Source organism: Amycolatopsis sp. NPDC039088 (assembly GCF_055598845.1).
Genome location: NZ_JBVKAE010000016.1, coordinates 74,789 through 98,497, shown reverse-complemented (window position 1 = coordinate 98,497; position 23,709 = coordinate 74,789). Strand labels below are relative to the sequence as shown.

20 protein-coding genes are annotated in these 23,709 nt (G+C 68.2%); 12 read left to right on the top strand and 8 right to left on the bottom strand.

Annotation, left to right across the window (positions count from 1 at the left end; all coding sequences use genetic code 11):
- Positions 1 to 33 precede the first annotated feature (33 nt).
- Positions 34 to 1,344: an MFS transporter gene (locus ACZ7KI_RS21565; protein ID WP_470274892.1), complete on the top strand. Its 1,311-nt coding sequence runs from the start codon at positions 34 to 36 to the stop codon at positions 1,342 to 1,344.
- Here ACZ7KI_RS21565 and ACZ7KI_RS21560 read toward each other — a convergent pair.
- Positions 1,325 to 1,801 (bottom strand): RrF2 family transcriptional regulator, encoded by a 477-nt coding sequence (locus tag ACZ7KI_RS21560; protein WP_470274960.1) that lies wholly within the window; start codon positions 1,799 to 1,801, stop codon positions 1,325 to 1,327. The two genes, ACZ7KI_RS21565 and ACZ7KI_RS21560, sit on opposite strands and share 20 nt — an antisense overlap.
- Positions 1,802 to 1,915: 114 nt before the next feature.
- Here ACZ7KI_RS21560 and ACZ7KI_RS21555 point away from each other — a divergent pair, with 114 nt between their 5' ends.
- Positions 1,916 to 2,647 (top strand): SDR family oxidoreductase, encoded by a 732-nt coding sequence (locus tag ACZ7KI_RS21555; RefSeq protein ID WP_470274891.1) that lies wholly within the window; start codon positions 1,916 to 1,918, stop codon positions 2,645 to 2,647.
- A 94-nt stretch (positions 2,648 to 2,741) separates the two neighbouring features.
- Here ACZ7KI_RS21555 and glpD read toward each other — a convergent pair whose 3' ends face one another.
- The 3 genes from glpD to ACZ7KI_RS21540 are packed head-to-tail and all read right to left on the bottom strand — an operon-like array spanning position 2,742 to position 6,826.
- Positions 2,742 to 4,457 carry a glycerol-3-phosphate dehydrogenase gene (glpD, locus tag ACZ7KI_RS21550; RefSeq protein WP_470274890.1) on the bottom strand — a complete coding sequence of 572 codons (1,716 nt, stop codon included), beginning with the start codon at positions 4,455 to 4,457 and terminating at the stop codon, positions 2,742 to 2,744.
- A 5-nt stretch (positions 4,458 to 4,462) separates the two neighbouring features.
- Complete coding sequence (glpK, locus tag ACZ7KI_RS21545; protein ID WP_470274889.1) at positions 4,463 to 5,980, bottom strand: glycerol kinase GlpK; 1,518 nt, start codon at positions 5,978 to 5,980, stop codon at positions 4,463 to 4,465.
- Between the two features lie 24 nt (positions 5,981 to 6,004).
- On the bottom strand, positions 6,005 to 6,826 hold the full coding sequence (locus ACZ7KI_RS21540) for an MIP/aquaporin family protein (RefSeq protein ID WP_470274888.1): 822 nt from the start codon (positions 6,824 to 6,826) through the stop codon (positions 6,005 to 6,007).
- A gap of 151 nt (positions 6,827 to 6,977) precedes the next feature.
- On the opposite strand from ACZ7KI_RS21540, the gene ACZ7KI_RS21535 reads away from it, so the two are divergent.
- The 4 genes from ACZ7KI_RS21535 to ACZ7KI_RS21520 all read left to right on the top strand — a co-directional run bounded on the left by ACZ7KI_RS21535 (position 6,978) and on the right by ACZ7KI_RS21520 (position 12,270).
- The gene (locus tag ACZ7KI_RS21535; protein WP_470223310.1) at positions 6,978 to 7,745 is read left to right on the top strand and encodes an IclR family transcriptional regulator; all 768 of its coding nucleotides are present in this window, start codon (positions 6,978 to 6,980) and stop codon (positions 7,743 to 7,745) included.
- A gap of 13 nt (positions 7,746 to 7,758) precedes the next feature.
- Complete coding sequence (glpK, locus tag ACZ7KI_RS21530; protein ID WP_470274887.1) at positions 7,759 to 9,708, top strand: glycerol kinase GlpK; 1,950 nt, start codon at positions 7,759 to 7,761, stop codon at positions 9,706 to 9,708.
- Positions 9,709 to 9,889: 181 nt separating this feature from the next.
- Complete coding sequence (locus ACZ7KI_RS21525) at positions 9,890 to 10,159, top strand: hypothetical protein (RefSeq protein ID WP_470274886.1); 270 nt, start codon at positions 9,890 to 9,892, stop codon at positions 10,157 to 10,159.
- Positions 10,160 to 10,671: 512 nt separating this feature from the next.
- Positions 10,672 to 12,270 (top strand): purple acid phosphatase family protein, encoded by a 1,599-nt coding sequence (locus ACZ7KI_RS21520; protein WP_470274885.1) that lies wholly within the window; start codon positions 10,672 to 10,674, stop codon positions 12,268 to 12,270.
- A gap of 25 nt (positions 12,271 to 12,295) precedes the next feature.
- Here ACZ7KI_RS21520 and ACZ7KI_RS21515 read toward each other — a convergent pair whose 3' ends face one another.
- Positions 12,296 to 12,928, bottom strand: a complete 633-nt coding sequence (locus ACZ7KI_RS21515; protein WP_470274884.1) for a MerR family transcriptional regulator — start codon at positions 12,926 to 12,928, stop codon at positions 12,296 to 12,298.
- 344 nt (positions 12,929 to 13,272) lie between these two features.
- Here ACZ7KI_RS21515 and ACZ7KI_RS21510 point away from each other — a divergent pair, with 344 nt between their 5' ends.
- The 4 genes from ACZ7KI_RS21510 to ACZ7KI_RS21495 all read left to right on the top strand — a co-directional run bounded on the left by ACZ7KI_RS21510 (position 13,273) and on the right by ACZ7KI_RS21495 (position 17,839).
- A complete protein-coding gene (locus ACZ7KI_RS21510) occupies positions 13,273 to 14,136 on the top strand; it encodes an alkaline phosphatase family protein (RefSeq protein WP_470274883.1) in 864 nt (287 codons plus the stop codon).
- 66 nt (positions 14,137 to 14,202) lie between these two features.
- The gene (locus tag ACZ7KI_RS21505) at positions 14,203 to 15,462 is read left to right on the top strand and encodes an MFS transporter (protein WP_470274882.1); all 1,260 of its coding nucleotides are present in this window, start codon (positions 14,203 to 14,205) and stop codon (positions 15,460 to 15,462) included.
- The gene (locus ACZ7KI_RS21500; protein WP_470274881.1) at positions 15,459 to 16,448 is read left to right on the top strand and encodes a hypothetical protein; all 990 of its coding nucleotides are present in this window, start codon (positions 15,459 to 15,461) and stop codon (positions 16,446 to 16,448) included. The genes ACZ7KI_RS21505 and ACZ7KI_RS21500 overlap by 4 nt, the downstream gene beginning before the upstream one ends.
- Positions 16,449 to 17,326: 878 nt before the next feature.
- Positions 17,327 to 17,839 carry a VanZ family protein gene (locus ACZ7KI_RS21495; protein ID WP_470274880.1) on the top strand — a complete coding sequence of 171 codons (513 nt, stop codon included), beginning with the start codon at positions 17,327 to 17,329 and terminating at the stop codon, positions 17,837 to 17,839.
- Here ACZ7KI_RS21495 and ACZ7KI_RS21490 read toward each other — a convergent pair.
- The 3 genes from ACZ7KI_RS21490 to ACZ7KI_RS21480 form a co-directional block, all read right to left on the bottom strand.
- Complete coding sequence (locus tag ACZ7KI_RS21490) at positions 17,803 to 19,494, bottom strand: flavin monoamine oxidase family protein (protein ID WP_470274879.1); 1,692 nt, start codon at positions 19,492 to 19,494, stop codon at positions 17,803 to 17,805. The two genes, ACZ7KI_RS21495 and ACZ7KI_RS21490, sit on opposite strands and share 37 nt — an antisense overlap.
- Positions 19,491 to 20,246: a carbon-nitrogen hydrolase family protein gene (locus ACZ7KI_RS21485; RefSeq protein WP_470274878.1), complete on the bottom strand. Its 756-nt coding sequence runs from the start codon at positions 20,244 to 20,246 to the stop codon at positions 19,491 to 19,493. Before ACZ7KI_RS21485 ends, ACZ7KI_RS21490 begins: the two co-directional genes overlap by 4 nt.
- Positions 20,247 to 20,751: 505 nt before the next feature.
- Complete coding sequence (locus ACZ7KI_RS21480) at positions 20,752 to 21,315, bottom strand: DinB family protein (protein WP_470274877.1); 564 nt, start codon at positions 21,313 to 21,315, stop codon at positions 20,752 to 20,754.
- A gap of 93 nt (positions 21,316 to 21,408) precedes the next feature.
- Between ACZ7KI_RS21480 and ACZ7KI_RS21475 the strand changes: the two genes are divergently transcribed.
- Both ACZ7KI_RS21475 and ACZ7KI_RS21470 read left to right on the top strand, forming a co-directional pair.
- Positions 21,409 to 22,389 (top strand): helix-turn-helix transcriptional regulator, encoded by a 981-nt coding sequence (locus ACZ7KI_RS21475; RefSeq protein ID WP_470274876.1) that lies wholly within the window; start codon positions 21,409 to 21,411, stop codon positions 22,387 to 22,389.
- 66 nt (positions 22,390 to 22,455) lie between these two features.
- Positions 22,456 to 23,706 (top strand): cation:proton antiporter, encoded by a 1,251-nt coding sequence (locus tag ACZ7KI_RS21470; protein ID WP_470274875.1) that lies wholly within the window; start codon positions 22,456 to 22,458, stop codon positions 23,704 to 23,706.
- Positions 23,707 to 23,709: the final 3 nt, after the last annotated feature.

Here is a 23,709-nt window from a genome sequence, read left to right as displayed (position 1 = left end):
AACGAAACCCATCGTCGCCCGACCATCGCGATCATGCAAGAGACGAAAACCAGCCCGGCTCCGCTCGCCATCCTGCTCGCGGCCGAGGCGATGAACGTGCTGGACGCGACGATCACCCAGGTCGCCGGTCCGGCGATCCACGCCGACCTCGGCGGTCCCGCGTCCACCATCCAGTGGTTCGGAGCCGCGTACACCCTCCCGTTCGCGGTACTCCTGATCGCCGGCGGCAGACTCGGCGACATCTTCGGCCGCCGCCGGATCTTCCTGTCCGGCGTCGCCGCGTTCGCCTTCGCGTCGCTCTGCTGCGCGCTCGCGCCGGACACCACCGTGCTGATCGGCGCGCGGGCGGTACAGGGCGCGGCGGCGGCCTTGGTGATCCCGCAGACCATCGGGTTGATCAAAACGCTCTACACCGGCCCGGCGCTGGCCGCGGCACTCGGCTGGAACGGGCCGGTGGTCGGCCTTTCGGCGGTGAGCGGGCCGCTGCTCGGCGCCGCGCTGACGGAGCTGTCGACCTGGCGGACGGCGTTCCTGGTGAACGTGCCGATCTCGATCGCGGTGCTCGCGGCGGGCAGGCTGTTGCCGGAAGACCGCGCCGCGCGCGGGATCCGCTTGGACCTGCAGGGCACGGCCCTCGCCTCGCTCGGCACCGGGCTGATGGTCTATCCGCTGATCGACCGATGGAACTGGGCGCTGTTCACCGGCGGCGTCGCCGTCCTGGTGGTCTTCGGGTTCCATCAGCGGGCACGGCGGCATCCGCTGGTCGAGCCGAGCCTGTTCGGCCACCGCGGCTTCCCGGCGGCACTGGTGACGTCGACGTTGTTCTTCGCGGTGATGAACGGGCTGATGCTCGTGGTCGTCCTGCATCAGCAACTCGACGAAGGCCGGAGCGTGCTGGCGTCCGGCCTGACCTTGCTGCCATGGTCGGGCGGGCTGGCACTGTCGTCGTGGGCGGCGGGCCGATGGCTCGTCCCCCGGTACGGGGCGCGCGTCGCGTTCGCCGGTCTGACGTCGCTGCTCGCCGGAATCCTGCTGGCGATGACGGGTCCGCTGCTTCTCGCACTCGGTGTCGGCGGCCTCGGACTGGGGCTGTTCACGGTGCCGTTCTTCACGACGGCGCTGTCCAGGGTCCGTCCACATGAGACCGGTTCGGCGGCGGGGCTGCTGAACGCGGTGCAGCAACTGGGCGCGACGCTCGGCGTCGCCGTCCTCGGCACCGTCTTCCTGCAGGGACACTCACTGACGCGGGCGTTTTCGCTGGCGGCGGCACTGGTGCTCGCGACCATGGCGACCACCGCGCTGATGTACCGGCCCAGGAAACGGCCTAGCCTTCAGCGGCCTTGAACCACGCGCCGATGCCGGCGAGCGCGCCCGGGCCGTAGTCGCCCCGGACGTCTTCGGCCAGGTCCGCGATGGAGACCGCGCGCAACGCGGCCCGCCACTGCGTTTCGGCTCCTGCCATCGCGCGGCTGATGGCGCACGGCGCCGTGCAGGCTTCGGGCGGCGTCGCCATCGGCCCGCGTTGCCGGATCTCGGTGCAGATGAAGGCCGGACCGGGCCCGTCGATGGCCTCGACGACGTCGAGCACCGTGATTTCCGAAGGCGGCCGAGTGAGGACGTAACCACCGGACTTCCCCTGCACCGACCGGATCAGGCCGGCCCGCGAAAGAGCTTGAAGCTGCTTCGCGAGGTAGCTCGGGGAGACGTCGTGCAGCTGCGCCAGACGCGCGGCAGGCGCGGGTTCGTCGACCGAGGTCAGCACGACGCAGCAGTGCAGCGCCCACTCGACCCCGCCTGACATCTTCACCCGGATGACTCTAACCCGAGCCTTGACTCGGACACAATGTGTCTGAGTATTATCTCGGACATGAGTTGTCCGAGATAGCGGACATCTTTCGACGAAGGGCATTGGGTCATGAAATTCGCGATCATCGGCGGAACCGGACTGATCGGCTCGCAGGTCGTGCGGAACCTGAACGAAGCAGGGCACGAGGCGGTCCCGCATTCGCCGTCCACCGGGGTCGACCTGCTCACGGGACAGGGGCTGGACGCCGCGCTCGACGGCGCCGACGTGGTCGTCAACCTCACGAACTCCCCGACCTTCGACGAGGCCTCCCCCGCCTTCTTCCGGACGTCGATGGACAACCTCGTGGCCGCGGCGAAGAAGGCGGGCACCGGGCATTTCGTGATCTTGTCGATCGTCGGCGTCGATCAGGTCCCTGATCTCGACTACTACCGGGCCAAGACGCTGCAGGAGGACATCCTCAAGGGCAGCGGAGTCCCCTACTCGATCGTCCGCGCCACCCAGTTCATGGAGTTCGTCGACGCGGTCCTGTCCTGGACCGCCGACGAGAACGCGGTCCGCCTGCCCAGCACGCCGATCCAGCCGATCGCCGCGGCGGACGTCGCCGCCACCGTTTCCGGGGTCTCGGCCGGAAAGCCGCTGAACGGAATCCTCGACGTGGGCGGTCCTGACGTCTACCCGCTGGACGAACTGGGCCGGATCACCTTGTCCGCCAAGGGAGACACGCGTTCGGTGACCACCGACGAGACCGCGGGCATGTTCGCGGCCGTCAAGGGCGACGTCCTCACCACGAAGGACGGCGCCCGCATCGCCACCACCCGCTACCTCGACTGGCTCAAGTAGGCCTTCAACCCCCTGCGTTTAGTCCTCTGAATGCGGTCCTTGCGCACGCAACTACCGCATCCAGAGGACTAAACGCCACCCACGGACGCCGCGGTCAGCTCGACAGCAGCGCCGGAGCGGCGAGACGGCTGGCGTTCGCGGCTTCGTCGTCCGGCTGGGCCTGCGCGGAACGCTCCGCCTCGACCCGGGCGAGGTAGTTGGTGACCTCGCGCTCCTGCCGGTGCGAGTCCCAGCCCAGCAGCGGCGCCATCAGCGCGGCCACCACCGGCGCCGCCGTCACCCCGCGATCGCGTTCCTCGATCGAGATCCGCGTGCGACGCGTCAGGACGTCCTCCAGGTGCAAGGCACCCTCGTGCGAGACCGCGTAGACGACCTCCGCTTTCAGGTACTCCGCCGTTCCCGGGATCGGCTCGCCCAGTTCGGGGCGCTCCGAAATGGACTCCAGGATGTCCTCCACCGCGGTGCCATAGCGCTGGAGCAGGTGCTCGATCCGGTTCAGCGGCAGCCCCGAGCGCTGGGCGAGCGTGTGCCGTGCGCCCCACAGCTCGTGGTAACCCGTCGCGCCCACGATCGGCAGCCGCTCGGTCCACGACGACGGCGCCGGGCGGCCGAGATCCTCCACCGCGACGTCGACCGCGTCCGCGGCCATCACCCGGTACGTCGTGTACTTGCCGCCCGCCACGATCACCAGGCCGGGCACCGGATGCGCGACGGCGTGCTCCCGCGACAGCTTCGTCGTCGACGTTGCCTTCGCGGCCAGCAGTGGCCGAAGCCCGGCATAGACGCCTTCGATGTCGTCGGCGGTGATCGGCGTGCGCAGTACGGCGTTGACGTGGTCGAGCACGTAGTCGACGTCGGCCTGGCTGGCCGCCGGATGCTCGCGGTCGAGGTCCCATTCGGTGTCGGTGGTGCCGACGATCCAGTGCCGTCCCCACGGGATGACGAACAGGACGCTCTTCTCGGTCCGCAGGATCAACCCGGTGTCCAGGTCGATCTTCTCGCGCGGCACCACCAGGTGGATGCCCTTCGACGCGCGCACGGTGAACGGCGCCGGGATGCCCGCCGCCTCGGCCATGTCGTCGCTCCACACGCCGGTGGCCGCGACGACCGTCTTCGCCCGGACCTCGATCTCCGCACCGCTCTCGCGGTCGACGACCTTCGCGCCGACGACGCGCTCACCCTCTCGGATCAGGGAGATCACTCGCGCCCGGGTGAGCACCGAAGCGCCTTGCTCGGCCGCCGTCCGCGCGATCGTCATCGTGTGGCGGGCGTCGTCGACCTGGGCGTCGTAGTACTGGATCGCGCCGATCAGGGCGTCTTCGGCCAGCCCGGGCGCCACCTTCGCCGCGCCGCGTTTGGACAGATGCCGGTGCCGCGGCAGCGCGCGAGCCCCGCCGAGGGTGTCGTAGAGCGTGACACCCGCGCCGATGTAGCCGCGTTCCCAGACGCGGTGCTTGAGCGGCACCAAGAACTTCACCGGCCGGACCAGATGCGGCGCCAGCGTCTGCAGCAGCAGGCTCCGTTCCTTCAGCGCCTCACGGACCAGTTTGAAGTCCAGGTTCTCCAGGTAGCGCAGCCCGCCGTGGATCAGCTTGCTTGACCGGCTGGACGTCCCGGCGGCGAAGTCGCGAGCCTCGACGAGCGCGACGGAGAGCCCGCGCGACGCCGCGTCGAGCGCGACGCCGGCACCGGTCACTCCCCCGCCGACGACCAGGACTTCGACCTCTTCGCGGGCGAGCTTGCGCAACGTCTCCGCGCGGTAGACCGGGGAAAGCGGTACGGGTGTCACAGTGTTTCTCCTCGTCTTCATCGGGCTCACTCGACCTCGACCCAGTCGAGGGTGCGGCCGACCGCCTTCTGCCAGCCCGCGTAGCCCTCGGCGCGCTGCTCGTCCGTCCACGACGGAGTCCAGCGCTTGTCCTCGTTCCAGTTCTGCTCCAGCTCGTCGGTGGACTTCCAGAACCCGACGGCCAGACCGGCCGCGTAGGCGGCCCCGAGCGCGGTGGTCTCGGCGACGACCGGCTTCGACACCGGCACGCCGAGGATGTCGGCCTGCAGCTGCATGCAGAGTTCGTTCGCGGTCACGCCACCGTCCACACGCAACACGTCGAGCGTGACCCCGGAGTCGTTCTGCATGGCTTCGACGACGTCGCGGGTCTGGTAGCAGATCGCTTCGAGCGTCGCCCGCGCCAGATGCGCGTTGGTGGTCGCCCTGGTGAGCCCGACGATCGCGCCGCGCGCGTCCGAACGCCAGTAGGGCGCGAAAAGCCCGGAAAACGCGGGGACGAAGTAGACGCCGCCGTTGTCCTCGACCTGGCGGGCGAGACTCTCACTCTGTGACGCGCCGCTGATGATGCCCAGCTGGTCGCGCAGCCACTGCACGGCGGAACCCGTGACGGCGATGGAGCCTTCCAGCGCGTACACCGGCTTCTCGTCGCCGAACTGGTAGGCCAGCGTCGTCAGCAGGCCGTGCTTCGAGCGAACGACCTCGTGCCCGGTGTTGAGCAGCAGGAAATTGCCGGTGCCGTAAGTGTTCTTCGCCTCGCCGGGGCGGAAGCACACCTGGCCGACCGTCGCCGCCTGCTGGTCGCCGAGCACACCGGTGATGGCGACCTCGCCGCCGAGCGGACCGTCCGCGCGGGTGACGCCGAAGCGGCCGTTGTTCGACGACGGCGCGATCGACGGCAGCATCTGCTTGGGGATGTCGAAGAACGACAGCAGTTCGTCGTCCCAGTCCAGGGTTTCGAGGTCCATCAGCATCGTGCGCGACGCGTTGGTCGGGTCGGTCACGTGCACGCCGCCGTCGGGCCCGCCGGTGAGGTTCCAGATCAGCCAGGAGTCGGTGGTGCCGAAGAGCGCGTCACCCTTTTCGGCGTCTTCGCGGACGCCGTCGACGTTCTCCAGGATCCACTGCAGCTTGCCGCCGGAGAAGTACGTCGCGGGCGGCAGACCGGCCTTGCGGCGAATGACCTCGCCCTTGCCGGACCGTTCCAGCGCCGAGGCGATCCGGTCGGTGCGGGTGTCCTGCCACACGATGGCGTTGCAGTACGGGCGGCCGGTGCGGCGGTTCCACACGACGGTGGTCTCGCGCTGGTTGGTGATGCCGAGCGCGGCGAGGTCGGCCGTGGTCAGGTTCGCCTTGTTGAGCGCGGTGGCGATGACCGAACGGGTCCGCTCCCAGATCTCGGTCGGATCGTGTTCGACCCAGCCCGGCTTCGGCAGGATCTGCTCGTGTTCGAGCTGGTGGCGGGCGATCTCGTTGCCACCGTGGTCGAAGATCATGAACCGCGTGCTGGTGGTGCCCTGGTCGACGGCGCCGATGTAGTCAGGCATGACTCTCTCTCCTTTGAGGACGGCTCAGGCGGCGGGCTCGAGATCCTTGGCGGGCAAGGCTTCCGGTGCCGGGTCGGCGGGCAGGTAGCGCTCGATGAAGAACTTGTAGATCGCGCCACCGATGACGGCGCCGATGACCGGGGCCACGATCGGGATCCACCAGTACGGGAAGCCGTATTGGTCGGTGAACGCCGTGTCGTAACCGGTGAGCCAGGACATCAGCCGCGGGCCGAAGTCACGGGCGGGGTTGATCGCGTACCCGGCGTTGGTGCCCCAGGCCATGCCGATGGCGACCACGAGGAAGCCGACGACGACCGGGGCGAGGTTCGCGGCGGGCGCGGTGTTGCGGAGGTCGGTGATGGCGAAGATCACCAGCGCGAGGATGGCGGTCCCGATGATCTGGTCGCGGAAAGCGCCCCAGTCACCCACCGGAAGGGTTCCGTTACCCGGAAGGGTGGAGAAGACACCCTGGGTCTTGATCGTCAGGCCGGGGTCCGCGGCGTTGAGCACCTCGGTGTAGTTCCAGCGCACCAGCAGCGCGGCGACGAACGCTCCGGCGGTCTGCGCCAAGGCGTACGGCGCGACCTTGCGCCACGAGAAGCCCTTGAACACCGCGAGCGCCACGGTGATGGCCGGGTTCAGATGCGCGCCGCTGATCCGTGAAGCGACATAGATACCGAGCGTGACACCGATGCCCCACGCCCACGCGATGCTGTCGTGGTCCCCGATGCCCGCGGCGACGACTTGAGCCACCACCCCGCAGCCGAACAGGATGAGAATCATCGTCCCGACGAACTCCGCCGCCAGTTCGCCCGCGAGTCCGCGAGCCTTGAGGTTTCGCACCATTGCTTCCTCCACAAAGGACACCGTTGCCCTGATGAGGCCGAAGTTAAGTTCGCGGAAACCCGGGGTCAACGGACACCGGTCGGCATTGTCGAACGTCCGAAGACGATGTTCGACATTGTCGAATCAGGGCCGGTCGGGCTACGGTTGGGCCGTGCCCGGTCCGATCCAGTCCATCGAGCGCGCCGCCGCGATCCTGCGGTTGCTGGCGCGCGGTTCCGGCCGTCTCGGGGTCGGCGAGATCGCCGATTCCCTCGAACTCGCCAAGGGAACGGCGCACGGGATCCTGCGCACCCTGCAAGGGGTCGGCTTTGTCGAACAGGACCGCGACACCGGGAAATACCAACTGGGCGCGGCGCTGTTGCACCTGGGCACGAGCTACCTCGACGTCAACGAACTCCGGTCGCGGGCGATCAACTGGGCGGACGCGCTCGCCGCGCGCAGCGGCGAGGCCGTCCGGATCGGCGCGCCGCTGGAGGGCCGGGTTCTGGTGGTGCACCACGTGTTCCGGCCCGATGACAGTCTGCAAACCCTCGACGTCGGCACGCTGCTTCCGTTGCACGCGACCGCGCTCGGCAAGGTCCTGCTGGCCTACGACACCGGTCTCGTGGCATCGTTGCGCACCGGCGAACCGGAGGCCTACACCCGCCGGACCCTGGTCACCCAGACCGCGATCAAACGCGCCTGCGGCAAGGTACGCGAAGCGGGCTGGGCGAGCGAGAACGGCGAAATGATCACCGGCGAGGCCGGGATCGCGGCGCCGATCCGCGGTCACGGCGGCATCGTGGTCGGCGCGATCGGGGTGTCCGGCGCGGCGGACCGGATCTGTGAGGCCGACGGCAGCCCGATCCCGCGGCTGCTCGGTCACGTACGCGACGCGGCACGGGCGGTCTCGCGCGATCTCGGCGCGTCCCGATGGTGATGGAGGTGCTCGCGTGGTCCAGCGCTATGTGATGTCGATCGACCAGGGCACCACCTCGACGCGGTGCATCCTGTTCGACGCGCGCGGCAGGCTGGTGTCGGTCGCGCAGCGCGAGCACCAGCAGCATTTCCCCCGGCCGGGCTGGGTGGAACACGACGCGACGGAGATCTGGCGCAACGTCGGCCGGATCGTGCCGCAGGCGCTGGCCGACGCCGGCGCCGAAGCCGGGCAGGTGGTCGGTCTCGGCATCGCGAACCAGCGGGAGACCACCGTGCTGTGGGACCGGCACACCGGCAACCCGGTCGGCCGCGCGATCGTCTGGCAGGACACCCGCACCGACGCGATGCTCGAACAACTCGCCCGCGAACCGGGCGCCGACCGCGTCCGGCAACTGTGCGGGCTGCCGCTGGCGACGTACTTCTCCGCGCCCCGTATCCGGTGGCTGCTGGACAGGACACCCGGCCTGCGGGAACGCGCCGAACGCGGCGACGTCCTGTTCGGCACGGTCGAGAGCTGGCTGATCTGGAACCTGACCGGTGGGCCCGACGGCGGCGTCCACGTCACCGACGTCACGAACGCCTCCCGCACCATGCTGATGAACCTGCGGACCCTGTCGTGGGACGACGAACTGCTGGAGTTCTTCGACGTCCCCCGCGCGATGCTGCCGGAGATCCGGCCGTCGACCGAGGTGTACGGGACGACGTCGCGGGTGGTGCCCGGGATCCGGATCGCCGCGGCGCTCGGTGACCAGCAGGCCGCCTTGTTCGGGCAGACCTGTTTCGCGCCCGGCGAGGCGAAATGCACCTACGGCACGGGGAGTTTCCTGCTGCTCAACACCGGTCCGACCCCGGTGCTGTCGGACCACGGCATGTTGACGACCGTCGGCTTCAAGATCGGCGACGAACCCGCCGTGTACGCGCTGGAAGGCTCGATCGCGGTCACCGGTTCGCTCGTGCAATGGTTCCGGGACGGGCTGGAACTGATCGGCAGCGCGCCCGAGATCGAGACGCTGGCCCGTACGGTCGAGGACAACGGCGGCTGCTACATCGTGCCCGCGTTCTCCGGTCTCTTCGCGCCGCACTGGCACAGCGAGGCGCGCGGCGTGATCGCCGGACTGACGTCGTACATCACCAAGGGACACCTGGCCAGGGCCGTGCTGGAGGCGACTGGCTGGCAGACGCGCGAGGTCGTCGACGCGATGAACGCCGACTCCGGTCTCGCGCTGTCCACGCTCAAAGTGGACGGTGGGATGACCGCGGACAACCTGCTGATGCAGTTCGTCGCCGACGTCCTCGACGTTCCGGTGGTCCGCCCGATGGTCGCCGAGACGGTGTCACTCGGCGCGGCGTACGCGGCCGGGTTGTCGGTCGGGTACTGGCCGGACCTGGAGGGCCTGCGCCGGAACTGGCACCGCGCCGGACAGTGGCTGCCGTCGATGAACCCGACCCGCCGCGACAGCGAATACGCGCACTGGCGGCAGGCCGTCGAACTGACCTTCGGCTGGATGCGGCCGGGGCCGACGGCCGCGCCCCCGGGTTCCGACCTGGTCGAGGTCGTCCTTGCCGACCACCGCCGGATCGAGCAGCTGTTCCGCGACCTCCGCAACGACGAGGCCGACCGCCCGGCGCTGGTCGCGGAGCTGTCGGCGTTGCTGGTCGCCCACGTCACCGCGACGGAACGGATCGTCCGTCCCGATGCGACGGAGAGCGGACTCGCCGCCGAATTGCTGGCGGTACTGGAAGCCACCGACTCCGAGAAAGCCTTGGTGGTGCTGGAGAATTCGGTCGCCGCGCATATCCGCTCCGAGGAACGCGGACTGCTGAACGAACTCCGGCGCACGATGTCCACTTCGGACCGGACCGGCCTCGGGCGGGCTTTCGTCGCGGAACGGCAACGGCAACTGGACCTCGACTGCGGTTCGGCCGCGCACGTCCGCGACCAAGGGGCGCGGCTGCGGCTGTAGCCGTTGACGTCTTCGAGTGGCGTGCTAGCCTGTCGCCCATGCAGCGCTTCGCTCGACTCGTACTCAAGCGCGCCGGCTGAAACCAGGTCGCCGGCGCGCAGTCCGGCGACCCCTCGATACGGGGCATCTTCCCGGGACCTGGCCCTTCTGGCCATTCCGCTCCCGTTCTTGGAGATCCACGATGTCCGTCGTCTCGTTCCAGGTTCCCGCCCCTCGTTCCGCGCTGATGGTCCGCCGCCGGATCGCCACCTACTTCGTCGGCGGCGTTGAACAGATTCCCGGCCTGGTCGCCGCACTCGGCTGCCTCGTCCACGACCTGTCGGTCGACGTGCGCGACGGCGTCCGGGAAAGCACGATGACCTGCGCCGTCCTGATCGCGGAGGACGAGGTCGAGACGTTGCTGGAGGGGTTGCGTGGCCTGCCTTCGGTGGTCTCCTCCGAACTGCTCTGACCTCCCCGGTCGTGAGTGTTAATGAGGGTTAGAACGAACCCTCTCTCAGGTACCTACTCGTGGCCTGCGGGCTTGCTCGCGTGAAGTACATGATGGCCCCCTTCCTTGCGCTAGGCGCAGCAAAGGGGGCCTTCATGTACCGGGAAAGGTGTGAGGGTCGAGTTTCCTCGGCTGAGCCGAGGGACGGGGTCCTTCACGCGCCGCTGTTGTGACTGGTGGTGCCGCTGGGGCTTGTGATGGGGTTTCGGGTCCGTGAAGGACTCCTTGAGGGACTCTGGGTCCCTCAAGGAGTCCCTCACGGACCAGCGCTACCCAGCTCACCCGCCGTAGGTAACCAAAACACCGTTGGCCAGAGCCGTCATCACCACTCACGACCAACCCAGCCAACTCCTCACCGGCAGCCGCAAGTCAAGAGGCCCAATGACCTACGTCACTTGCACGGTTCCATGCAGCCGGACCCGAAGACACCCGCAACCCTTGACTTAGTTAGGAAGCCTTCCTAACTTCGAAGCATGTCTGAGACTCCCCGAAACCGCAGGTCTCAAGCCTATCGTCGACTCAGCCTCGCCGAGAAACACGACAACTTCGTCAACCAGTACTCGCGGCGGACCCTGTTCCGGGTGGGCGCGGTGGGCGGCGCGGCCCTCGCTGTCGGCGGCGTCCTGCTGCCCGGTGCCGCCGCGGCCTCCCCCGGCCCCACTGTCCTGCTGAACGCCGACAGAACTGCCGGTTCGGCGCTGCGGCCGTTCGGCAGGCATATCGCCTATGGAGCGGACCCGTCCCAGCAGGTCGTCGTCTCCTGGCAGGTCCCCGCGGCGGTGACCGCGCCGTTCGTCCGGATCGGCACGGGTCCCGGCGACTTCAGCCCGCCCATCGCGGCCGAGGTCCGCGCGCTGACCAGCCAGATGTCCTGGCAGCACCCGGTCGAAGAAGTGCCGCCGAACAGTCCCAAATCGATCACCCAGTACTACCTCCACGCCCGGATCGACCGCCTGCTGCCCAACACCACGTACTACTACGTCGTCGGCCACGAGGGTTACGACCCCGCCGCCAAGCTCGGCGAGATGGCGAGTTTCCGCACCGCGCCCGCGCCGGGCGGCGACGGAACGTTCACCTTCACCGCGTTCGGCGACCAGGGCGTCGGCTACAACGCCGTCGCGACCAGCAGCCTGATCGCGGGCCTCGACCCGGCCTTCCACCTCGCCATGGGTGACCTGAGCTACGCGCTCGAGGGCGAAGGCGGGCATCCGGAAGAGGACCAGTACGACGCGCGGTTGTGGGATTCCTTCTTCGTGCAGAACGAACCCGTCACCGCGGGAATCCCGTGGATGATGGCGCTCGGCAACCACGAGATGGAGGGCTGGTACTCGGCCGACGGCTACGGCGGCGTGCGCGCCCGGTTCACCATGCCGGACAACGCATGGACGGGCTCCACGTGCATCTATTCGTGGCGATACCAGAACGTCGGGATGATCAGCCTCGACGGCAACGACGTCTGCTACAACAGCCCATCGAATCTGGACTACACCAAGGGAAAACAGCTCAAGTGGCTCGGGAAGACGCTCGCCGCCTTCCGCGCCGACCCGACGATCGACTTCATCGTCGTCTACTGCCACCAGTGCACGTACTCCACCTGCCATTCCAACGGCGCCGAACTCGGCGCGCAGACGGACTGGGCGCCGCTGTTCGACAAATACCAGGTGGACCTGGTGCTCAACGGGCACAACCACATCTACGAACGCACCGACCCGATCCGCGCCGGCAAGGCCGTCAAGAAGGTCCCCTCACGCGGGACCACCAACCCGGTCAAGGACGGCACCACCTACATCACCGCGGGCGGTGGTGGCGGCAGTGTCTCGGAGTTCCCCGCGCCCGACACCTACCTGGGGCACGAGACCAGCAACGACTCCCCCGTGCCGATGAAGTACTCGGAACGGGACGGGCACAGCCTGACGAAGAAGGTCACCTGGTCCCGCGTCCGCTTCCGCGGCTACAGCCTGGTCGCGGTCGACGTCATCGCGGGCACGGGCACCACTCCGCCCAAAATGGACGTCCGGGCGATCAGCGCGGACGGCACCCTGGTCGACCAGATCATCGTGCAGCGCACCTAGCCCACGACCTGATCGAGGCGGCGGCTCATCCCGGCCGCCACCTCCCTGGTTCTTCCCCGGGAAAACCAGCGGCGTTCTCGACCGTTGCTCTGAAAGCGCTTACAAGAAGCTCGGCGAGGCAGGCCCGCGGAGCCGCGGAATCGGTCGCCGTCTGAGTTCTGAGCGCCGCCAGCTGCTCGTCGGCCAGCGGTGCGGCCCGGTCCAGGAACTGCCCGAGGAACCGCAGTGCCGCGACGGGCGGCACCCCGGCCCCGATCAGGTCGGCGACAGCGCGCCGCACGGAGGGGCGCACGACGGTGGGCCGCCCGTCGTCGTCCCGGCCCAGTACTCCATGCCGCTCCAGGCAACGGGCGAGCGAAGGCTGGTCGCGGACGACGCCGTCCACCGCGGCGCCCAGCCGGTCTCCGCCGCCGTCCACTGTGGCCGGTCCCAGCATCGCGGCGATGGAGACCAGGTTGAAGCCCTGCTTCTGCAGTGTCGTGATGCGCCGCAGCCGCCGCAGATGAACAGGTCCGTAATAGGCGGATCTGCCGTGGCGGACCGGTGGCGGCAACAGCCCTCTCGTCTGATGCGCCCGGATATTGCGCGCGGACATGCCGACGATCGCGGAAAGTTCTTCGATCGTGTATCCGGCCGGTCTCGGCAAAAGGGGCTCCACACCCACCAGCATAACCAATGGTCAGATGAGTACCCCATGAAGCCGGTGCGATGACGACAACACCGTCACCCGGCTGAATTGCCGGGCTGCGATAAGTCCATCGGTTCGGCACGCCGGACGCAAGGTCCACTGTGCTGCTTGCACCTTTTCATGCCAAGGAATGCCGGATTTGAGGCGTTCTACACCATCCGACTACTCCAGTCAGGCGATCTTGATGGGCCGGGGACTTTCCTGCCGTTTAAATGCAGCTAAGACATCAGATGTCTTACTCTGTCGACGCCCGCGGAGCGCCGCTGAACCCGATGGTTGGTCGTCAAAGTTTCAACCTTTTCCCAGGAGGTTTCATGTTCTGGAAACGGATCGCGGTCGCGGCCGTGGCCGCGACCGGTTTGGCCACGGGGCTGGTGGTGTCGCATCAGGACACCACCGCCGCCGCGATCGAACCCGCGGCCGCGAAGGTGCCCGCGTTCGACCACATCGTTCTCGTGATGTTCGAGAACAAGGACTACAAGGAGATCAACGGCAGCTCCAAGGCCCCGTACCTCAACAAGCTCGCCGCGCAGGGCGCCAAGTTCACCAAGGCGTACGGGACGACACACCCGAGCCAGCCGAACTACATCGCCCAGTTCGCGGGCTCGACGCACGGTGTCGACAGCAACAAATGCCAGGATCTGGGGAACAAGGAGAACATCGCCTCCCAGCTGGCCGGTATCGGCAAGACGTTCGCCGGATACGCGGAAAGCATGCCCTCCGACGGCTACACCGGCTGCACGAAGGGCAAATACGCGCGTAAGCACAACAGCTGGGTCAGCTTCAGCAACGTCCCGGCGTCGGCGAACAAACGGTTCTCGTCGTTCCCGAGCGACTTCACGAAGCTTCCCCACGTGGCTTTCGTGACCCCGGACCTGTGCAGCGACATGCACGACTGCGCGGTCGACACCGGCGACAAATGGCTGAAGAGCAACCTCGACGCCTATGCCCAGTGGGCGAAGACTCACAACAGTCTCCTGATCGTCAATTTCGACGAGGACAGCGGGACTTCGGTGAACCAGATCTTCACCACTTTCGTCGGCGCCCACGTGAAGCCGGGCAGTTACAGCGAATCCATCAACCACTACTCGATCCTCCGCACGATGGAGGCGGCGTTCGGCCTGCCGGGCATCGCCAACGCGGCGAACAAGTCGCCGATCACGAGCGTGTGGCAGTAATCGGGTGAACCCCGCGGGCGTGTCCACTGTGGACACGCCCGCGGGCGGGGAAAGGTGGTCCAACGCGTGTACCTGTCCACGATCGGCCGCCGGGAGCATCCCGGCGGCGGGTCCAAGAAGTCGTTCGCCCTGCTGGGCGGGAACGTCTTCGCCTTGGGCACCGTCAGCCTGGTCACGGACGTCTCGTCGGAGATGGTGACGGCCGTGCTGCCGGTGTACCTGGTGCTGGGGCTGCACCTCGGCCCCGCGGCGTACGGGGTGGTGGACGGCCTCTACACCGGCGCCACCGCGTTGCTGCGCCTGGTCGGCGGTTACGTCGCGGACCGGGTACGGCGGCGCAAGACGGTCGCCGGGCTGGGCTACGCGATGTCGGCGGTGGCGAAACTGGGGCTGGTGGCGGCGGGGTCGTCGGCGGCCGCGATCGGCGTGGTGCTGACCGCGGACCGGACGGGCAAAGGCCTGCGGACCGCGCCCCGCGACGCGCTGATCACCTTGTCCGCGCCCGAACACATGCTGGGCCGCGCGTTCGGGGTGCACCGGGCGATGGACAGTGTCGGCGCGTTCCTCGGCCCGCTCGTCGCGGTCGCGGTACTGGCGGTAGTCGGTTCGTCGACCGGGGTCGAGGGATTCGACGCCGTCTTCGTGACCAGCTTCTGCATCGCCGCCTGCGGAGTGCTGCTCCTGGCGTTGTTCGTCCGCGATCATCACGCGCCGAAACCGCCGTCCGGCACGGTGTCCTTGCGGGCGGCGGCCGGGCTCCTGCGGGCCGCCGGGGTGCGACGGCTGCTGATCGCCGCCTGTGTACTCGGCCTCGCCACCATCGGCGACGGATTCGTGTACCTCGTGCTGCAGGACAAGGAGGACATCGCCACCGGCTGGTTCCCCCTGCTCGCGGTGGGGACGAACCTGGGTTACCTGCTGCTGGCCGCCCCGCTCGGCGCGCTGGCCGACCGGATCGGCAGGCTGCCGGTGATGCTCGCCGGTTACGGCGCGTTGGTCGCGGTCTACCTGCTGCTGCTCAGCCCGCTGACCGGATGGGCGCTGTTCGCGCTCACCCTCGGCCTGTACGGCGTGTTCTACGCGGCGACCGACGGCGTGCTGATGGCGCTGGCCGGGCCGTTGCTGCCCGAGGCGCTGCGCACCACCGGCATCGCGATCGTCCAGAGCGGACAGGCGCTCGCCTACTTCGTCTCGTCCGTCCTTTTCGGACTTTCCTGGCAGTTCTGGGGTGCGCACACGGCGATCGTGATCGCCGCCGGAACGGTGCTCGTCGCCGTCGCCGCCACCTTCGCTCTCTTGGCTCCCCGCAGGAAGGCACGATCGTGAACACCCGCACCCGCGTCCTGATCGCCGTCGCCGGAGTACTCACGCTGGCCGCGGCCGCCGTGATCTACGTCGGGGTGGCGGGAGCGCGCAACCAGGACACCGCGTCGGCGGGCACCAGCGGTGCCGTCACCCTCGACGGGCAGCGGTTGTTGTTCCGCAGCACCGCCGACGCCGACCGCGGTCACGTATCCAGCGTCTCGGCGGCCGATCCAGGCGGCGCTCGGGCGGTGTCGGACGTGAGCTGCAGCCGCGTCTACGCGGCGGCCGGGACCGGGATCTGCTTGCGCCCGGAGACCGGGCTGACCACCTACCAGCTCGCCGTGCTCGACAGCCGTCTCGCCGTCACACAGGAGATCCCGTTGGTCGGGTTGCCCAACCGGGCGCGCGTCTCACCCGACGGACGGCGTCTCGCGTGGACGGTGTTCGTCACCGGCGACTCCTACAACGGCGGCCGGTTCTCCACCCGCGCCGGCACCCTCGACCTCACCACCGACAACGTCGAAGGAACGCTCGAGGACTTCGCCGTGACCGTGGACGGCAAGCCGTACAAGGCGGCCGATTTCAACTTCTGGGGCGTCACCTTCGCCAAGCAGCCGAACCGGTTCTACGCCACGATGTCCACCGGCCCCCACCGCTACCTCGTCGAAGGCGATTCCGCCGCCCGCACGATCCGGACGCTGCGGGACAACGTCGAATGCCCGTCGCTGTCCCCCGACGAGACCCGCATCGCCTACAAGGCCGCCATCGACGGCGATCCTGCCAAGGGCTGGCGGGTCTCGGTGCTCGACCTCGCGAGCGGCACCGTGACACCGCTGGCCGAGACCCGGAACGTCGACGACCAGCCCGCCTGGCTCGACGACCGCACCGTCGCCTACGCCCTCCCCCGCACCCAAGGACATTCCGACGTCTGGGCCGTGTCCGCCGACGGCTCGGGCACGCCGCGGCTGCTCATCCCAGACGCCGAATCGCCCGCCGCACTGCCGTAAGTCCTTTAGGGCGGCTGGTCCGTGAAGGCCTCCTTCCCTACCTTGACGGTCAGGGTCCCGGCGAAGTCGCATAACTGCTGGTCGGCTCCATTACCAGAGCGGGTCAAGGCGAACGTGTCGTGGCGTACCCGGCGGGAGCGGGTTCACGTAAAAGGGGCCTCACCTGGTTCCCGACTGTCCATAAGGGACACTTCTCGGGACAAATGTGTCCGATTTGGGTGAGTTGCGGGGTGTGGTGAGGGGGTCGTGAGTGATGTGGGTCGTTCTATTGAGGGGAAAGTCAAACGTGTCGTGTCGCGGGCTGTGGTCGCTGCTGCCTACGCGTTTCCCTGGTGGTGAAGGCTTCCTTGCCTACGCTGACGGTAGTGAAGGAGCCCTTCACTACCGTCAGGCGTGATCCCTGGTGACAGTGGGACGGCTGTGACATCAACGTCCCGTCTTGAAGTCCGTGAAGGCCTCCTTGAGGGACCCAGAGTCCCTCAAGGAGGCCTTCACGGACTTACCACCCACCACGCCACCTTTGCCTTACCCCTCAATAACCCTAATTAGCACTCACGACCCCGCACGGAAACGTATTTAGCGGCATCAATCGGACGCCATATCGTCCGAGGGTGTCCCTTGTGGACACTGAAGCCCGCTGGTGTCCAGAATCAGGCCTGCCCTCTCTCGGCTCGACCTTGATCAACGGAAGATCGGGGACATTGAGTGTCCCTGATCTTCCGTAAATCAAGCTCCGCCACCGGTGCGCGCGGCCCGTGACAATGCAGGAATAGTCACCTGACCTGCAAGACCGCGACTTTGCCGAGACCCTACCTTCAAAGTAGGGAAGGAGGCCTTCACGGACCTTCGTGATCTCCGGATCATAGGATCGCCCCGCCATGATCACGAACTTCCTGCTCGACCACTCCGCCCTCGTGCCGGTGGCGATCCTGCTGGTCGCGCTCGTCTGCGCCGTCCTGGGTCACCTGTCCGCAGGCAGACCGCGGATCCTGTGGGCCCTCTTCGGGGTGTCGCTGATACCGGTCTTCGCGCTGACCCTGCTGCCCACCGTGCACACGATCGACGAGATCCTGTGCACGGTCCAGTTCTCCCTGCCCACCCTCGGCACGGTGGAACTCCTGGCGAACGTCGCCCTGTTCCTGCCTCCGGCGTACTTCGCCACGCTGGCGACCAAGCGACCGCTGACCATGCTCGCGGCGAGTTCGGGACTGTCCGCCGTGATCGAAACACTCCAGGCACTCATCCCCGCCATCGGCCGCGCCTGCGACACCAACGACTGGCTGATGAACACCATCGGCGCGGGCCTGGGCACGCTCCTGGCGCTCGGCACGGCGTGGCTGGTGAAGCGCCGTGCTCAGTCCGGCAGTTCGATGGGCGCGATGTCGTCGTAGACGTCGCCCGGCCCCGGGTTCGCCGGATCCGTCTCGCCGCCGAAGTGGTGCAGCACGCCCCACACCGCGTTGAGCGCCGTCTGCACCGCGCCTTCCGCCCAGCCCGCCGTCCACGAAACGTCGTCGCCTGCCAGGAAGAGACCGCGATGACGTTCCTCCAGCCTGTCCTGCATGAAATGCGTGAACAGCCGGTGCTGGTAGCGGTAGTGACCGGGCAGGTTGGCCTTGAACGCGCCCATGAAATGCGGTTCGGCCTCCCAGGACACCGTCACCGGGTCGCCGATGATGTGCCGCCGGACGTCGACGCCGGGATAGATCTCCCGCAGGGACTGCAACATCACCTCGACCCGTTCGGAGACCGAAAGCGGCAGCCACTTCAGCGAATCGTCGGCCCACGTGTAGGACAGGCAGATCACCGCGGGCGCGGCCGGGTCGTCGCCGAGCAGGTAGGTGCCGCGCGGCATGCGGTCGGTGAGCGTCATGCTCATCGTGTCGCGGCCGGTCTCGGGGTCCTTGTCCAGCCAGAACGGTCGGTCCACCGGGACGAAGACCTTCGAGGACTCCATGTAGTGGGTGCGCTCGATCGCCGTCCAGTGGTCGATCGGGAACAGCGCCTCGTCGCATTCGATCTTCGACAGCAGCATCCAGCTCTGTGCGGTGAACACCGCCGCGGGGTAGGTGCGGATCCGGCCCTCGGTGTCGGTCACGGTGATGTTGTTCGGCGCGGTGCGGTGCAACCGCGCGACGCCGGGGTTCGGGCTTCCGCCGTGCAGCGTGCTCAAACTCGTCCCGGCAGGCCAGAACGCGAGGTCCTCCGGCGCGTGTTCCCACAGCCGCAGGGGAAGCTGCCTGCTTCCGCCGGTGATGCTGCGGTGCTCGTCGTCGGCGCCGGTGTAGACGACCCGCAGGATCTCCAGGATGGAGTTCGGGAAGTCGGTGTCCCAGCCGCCGGTGCCGAAGCCGACCTGCCCGAAGATCTCGCGGTCGCGGAACGAGGCGAACGCGGGCGAATCGCAGAGGAAACCGTAGAACGTCTGGTTGTCCAGGCGCGGCACGAGTTCGTTCCACAGCCGCTTGATCGTCTTCGCGTCCCGCTCGCGGATCGCGGTCTGCATCTCGGCGAACGCGGCCTGCTCGTTCAGGGTGCTGTCCCAGGCGGCCGCGACCTTGCCGAAAACCGCGGGGAGTTCGTCCGCGGTGCGCGCGTAGTGGCTCTCCCCCTTGAGGTCGACGACGGTGCTCGGCGTTCCCGGCGCCAACGGGTTCGGGAACGGCGTCGTCTCCAGGCCGACCTTGTCGATGTAGTGGAAGAGCGCGGTGGAGGCGGGCGGGAAGCGCATCGCGCCCATTTCCGCGACGACGTCTTCCGGGCAGCCGGGGAAGTTCACGGTGCGCAGGCGGCCGCCGATCTCGGCGATCTCGTAGACGACCGGGCGCAGGCCCAGTTTCATCAGCTCGTACGCGGTGACGATGCCCGAGAGCCCGCCGCCGATCACCGCGACCTCGGTGCCGTGCCACTCGGCCGGAAGCGTGCCGAGCCCGGCCGGATGAGCGAGGAAATCGTCGTAGGCGAACGGGAAATCGGGACCGAACATGGTGATCGGGCGGCCCGTGGCTTCGTCGTGGTGGATCGCGGTCGGGAGGGCGGAGGTCATGCGGAAAGTCCTCGGTACAGCTCGGGCCGTCGGTCGGCCAGGTGGGTGTTCTCTTCGCGCGACGCGAGGAGCGCGTCACGGGTGACTTCGGCGCTGATCAGCTCGACACCGCCGCCCGCGCGAGCGAGCACTTCTCCGGTCGGGGCGACGACGCAGGAACGTCCGCAGTAGGTCAATTCCTGTTCGGTGTCGCAGCGGTTCGCGTAGGCGACGAACAGCTGGCTTTCGTAGGCCCGCGCGGGCACCAGCGTGTCGGCGACCAGCTCGTACGGGCTCATCAGCGCGGTCGGCACCACGAGCAGTTCGGTCCCGGCCAGCGCGTGCGCCCGCACCAGTTCGGGGAATTCGACGTCGTAGCAGATCAGCAGGCCGACCCGGACGCCGTCGAGATCGGCCTGCACGACCGCCTCGGTGCCCGGCGCGAACCACGACCGGTCGATGTCGCCGAACAGATGCGTCTTGCGGTAGTTCGCCAGGCGCTGTCCAGTCGCGTCGATCAGCTGGACGCTGTTGTGGACGCGGGCACCGTCGGACTCGGGATATCCGTAGGCGAGCGCGACGCCGGATTCCCTCGCCAGCGTGGACATCCGGGCCGAGGTGGGGCCGTCGGCCGGTTCGGCGAGTTCATGAGAGCGGGCGCCGATGTGGTAACCGGTGGTGATCATCTCGGCGGCGATCACGAGATCGGCCCCGGACGCCGCGACCGCACCGGGCAGTTCGGCGTAGGGGCCCTGGTGGACGGCGACCTTCATACCGGCGACGATATCCGCCGTTTCACTGTGTCGATAAGGCTGAATCGTTGCGCAGATCTCTCGTTGAGCATCGCTTTACTGCACACCTGTGCAATTCTGTGGCGATCTGTTGCATGGATCACCGCTTGCTCGCCCCGCTGCAGTACATGAAGGCCCCCTTCCTTGCGCCAGGCGCCAGGGTTCCGGCAAAGTCGGGACCCTCTTCACGGGCATGCCCCTGAACCCGGTACACCTCGAGTGTGGAGGATTTGGGACGTTCACCGTCCCAAACCCTCCACACTCGCACCCTGCAGGCATCAGCGATGCCACATCCGGACCACCAAGAACAGCGCTGACCAGCAACTCTGCGACTTCGCCGGGACCCTGCGCTAGGCGCCAAGGAAGGGGACCTTCATGTACTTGGGGAGGTGTGACTACTGGAGCTGGCGGTATTGCTGGTGCGCGCCCGACAGTAGGCACTTAAGACACGATTGGCCCTAACCGTCATCACCACTCATGAGGCGCTCTACGTGGACTTCTGGCCGTCGATGCTCTCGCGCAGGATGTCGGCGTGCCCGGCGTGCTGCGCGGTCTCGGCGATGACGTGCGTCAGCACCCGGCGCACGCTGCGCACCGCGCCCGGCTCGTTCCAGGGCGCCTCCGGCAGCGGGTGCGTGGCGGACAGATCGGGAATCGACGCGACGATCTCCTTCGTCCGCGCGGCGACCTGTTCGTAGCGTTCGAGGATTCCCGCGAGGGTGTCGCCGGGCAGCATCCGGAAGTTGTTCTGGTGGTCGATGGCCCACTGCGGGAACTCGCGGGCGGTCCCGGCGCCGAGGTCGGCCCAGGTGACGCCTTCGGGCAGGTCGTAGGTCATCGCGGACGGGCCTTCGACCGCGAACCGCAGCCACATCTCCTCGATCGAGGCGACGTGTTTGATCAGGCCGCCGAGGCACAGCTCGCTGGCCGTCGGGTGCTCGCCGAGTTGCTCGTCGGTGAGGCCTCCGGCGGTGGTGGTCAGCGCGGCGCGGACGGCGTCGAGGGCTTCGAGCAGGTCGGCGCGTTCGGCGTCGAGGATGGTGGCGGTCATCGGGCCCTCCGGGTTGTCGTTTTCTGGCACGAGAGCCACTCTCGCAGGGGTAGAGGACAGGGTGTGTCCTCTACTGGAGGCATCATGGAAATCATGCCGAAGACCTCCGCGCGTCTGCTTTCGATGCTCTCGTTGCTGCAGGCCCGCCGCGACTGGCCGGGCGCACTGCTGGCCGAGCGGCTGGACGTCAGCCCGCGCACCGTGCGGCGCGATGTCGACAGGCTCCGCGAACTCGGCTATCCGATCGCGACGATCAAGGGGCCCGACGGCGGATACCGGCTCGACGCCGGCTCCGAACTGCCGCCGCTGCTGTTCGACGACGAACAGGCGGTCGCGCTGGCCGTCGCGCTCCAGATCGCCACCACCAGCGGCGCGGGGATCGAGGAGGCGGCGATGCGGGCACTGCACACCGTCCGGCAGGTGATGCCCTCGCGGCTGCGGCGCCGGATCGACGCCCTGCGCGTCACGGCCGTCGAGTCACCCGCGACCAGGGCGGATCCCCGTGTGGACGGTGAAGTCCTGTTGGCGCTCGGCGCCGCCGTCCACGCCCGCGAGGTCCTGCGTTTCGACTACGCCGGTTCCGCGCTGCCACGCCGGGCGGAACCGCATCATCTGGTCACCTGGCACGGCCGCTGGTATCTCGTCGCCTGGGACCTGGAGCGCGAGGATTGGCGCACTTTCCGGGCGGACAGGATCACCCCGCGCACCCCGGCCGGGCCGCGATTCACCCCGCGCGACCTACCGGCCGCCGATGTGGCCACGTTCGTCGCGAGCCGGTTCCGGGGCTCTTCCTCCTCCGGCGACTGGCCGTGCCGCGGCGAGGTGATCCTCGATCTCCCCGCCGCCGAGGTGTCGCACTACGTCCGCGACGGCGTCGTCGAGGAACTCGGACCGGACCGGTGCCGGCTCCTGCTCGGCTCGTGGTCCTGGACCGGGCTGGCGGCGAGCATCGGCCGGTTCGAGGCGGACATCGAGGTCGTCGGGCCGCCGGAACTGACGGAGGCTTTCGCCTCGCTCGCCCGCCGCTACACCAAGGCGACCCAGCCCACGCGTAACCGCGCTGACAGTCCATAAAGGACCCGGATTCGACGGCCGAGCCCCGTGCGGTTGCGCGAAGTCCGGGCCGGGTACTCCGCGCGAATGGAGATACTGCTCGCCGGGGCCGGCGTTCTGGCGTTGTGCGCCGCGGTGCTGCCGAACCTTCTGCACGAACGCGCGTTGTCGATGCCGCTGGTCCTGTTGGTGGGCGGGCTGATCTTCGGGCTGCTCCCGTTAGGACACCCCTACGGCGAAGGTGTGCTCGATCCGCGATCGCATGTGGGTGCCGTCGAAGTGATCACCGAACTCGGTGTCCTGGTGTCGCTCGTGGGCGCGGGGCTGAAATCGGACCGGCTGATCGGCTGGCGGTCGTGGAACTCGACGTGGCGGCTGCTGGCGATCACGTTACCGCTGTCGGTCTGCGCGGTGGCCCTGCTCGGCTGGTGGGCGCTCGCCCTGTCCCCGGCCGCCGCACTGTTGCTGGGTGCCGTGCTGGCGCCGACCGATCCGGTGCTGGCGAGCGATGTCCAGGTACCGGCGCCGCATACGGATGACGGACGCGGCGCCGACAACGAGATCCGGTTCACGCTCACCTCGGAGGCCGGGCTCAATGACGGGCTGGCGATGCCTTTCGTGCTGGTGGCGCTCGCCATGGCCGGCACGGCGAGCACCTCTCCGGTGCCGTGGCTGCTGACCGAGGTCGTCGTCCCGCTCGTGGTCGCCGTGCTGGTCGGCCTCGCCTGCGGCTGGTTGCTGTCCTGGCTCATGTTCCGGGTGCGGCACGACCGGTTGCGCCTCGGCGAGTACTCCGACGGGCTGGTGGTGCTGGCCATCGCGTTCCTCCCGTTCGCGCTGTGCGAGTGGCTGGGCGGGATCGGCTTCGTCGCGGTGTTCACGACCGCCGCGACGATCCGCGCCAGCGAACGCTCACACGAGTACCACGGTGTACTGCACGAATTCGGTGATCAGCTGGAAAGGCTCTTCGTCGCGCTGGCCTTGCTCGGCCTCGGTGTCGCGCTGGGCGACGGGCTCCTGGCGGGCCTTCGGCTGGTCGAAGTCCTCGTGGCGGTGGCCGCGGTGGCCGTCGTGCGCCCGCTGTTCGGCGGGCTGGCCCTGATCGGCGGTGCCACCACCCGTCCGGCGGCGACGGCGATCGCGTTCTTCGGCATCCGCGGGATCGGCAGTCTCTACTACCTGTCCTACGCGCTGGGGCACGGCGACTTCCCGATGGCCGACTCGCTGTGGCGCGTCACGGCGCTCACGATCGCGGTGTCGGTCCTCGTGCACGGTCTCCTGTCCGGCCCGGTGATGCGCAAGCTGGAGAGCCGGGGCCTGCAGGAACCCAGCGTTTAGTCC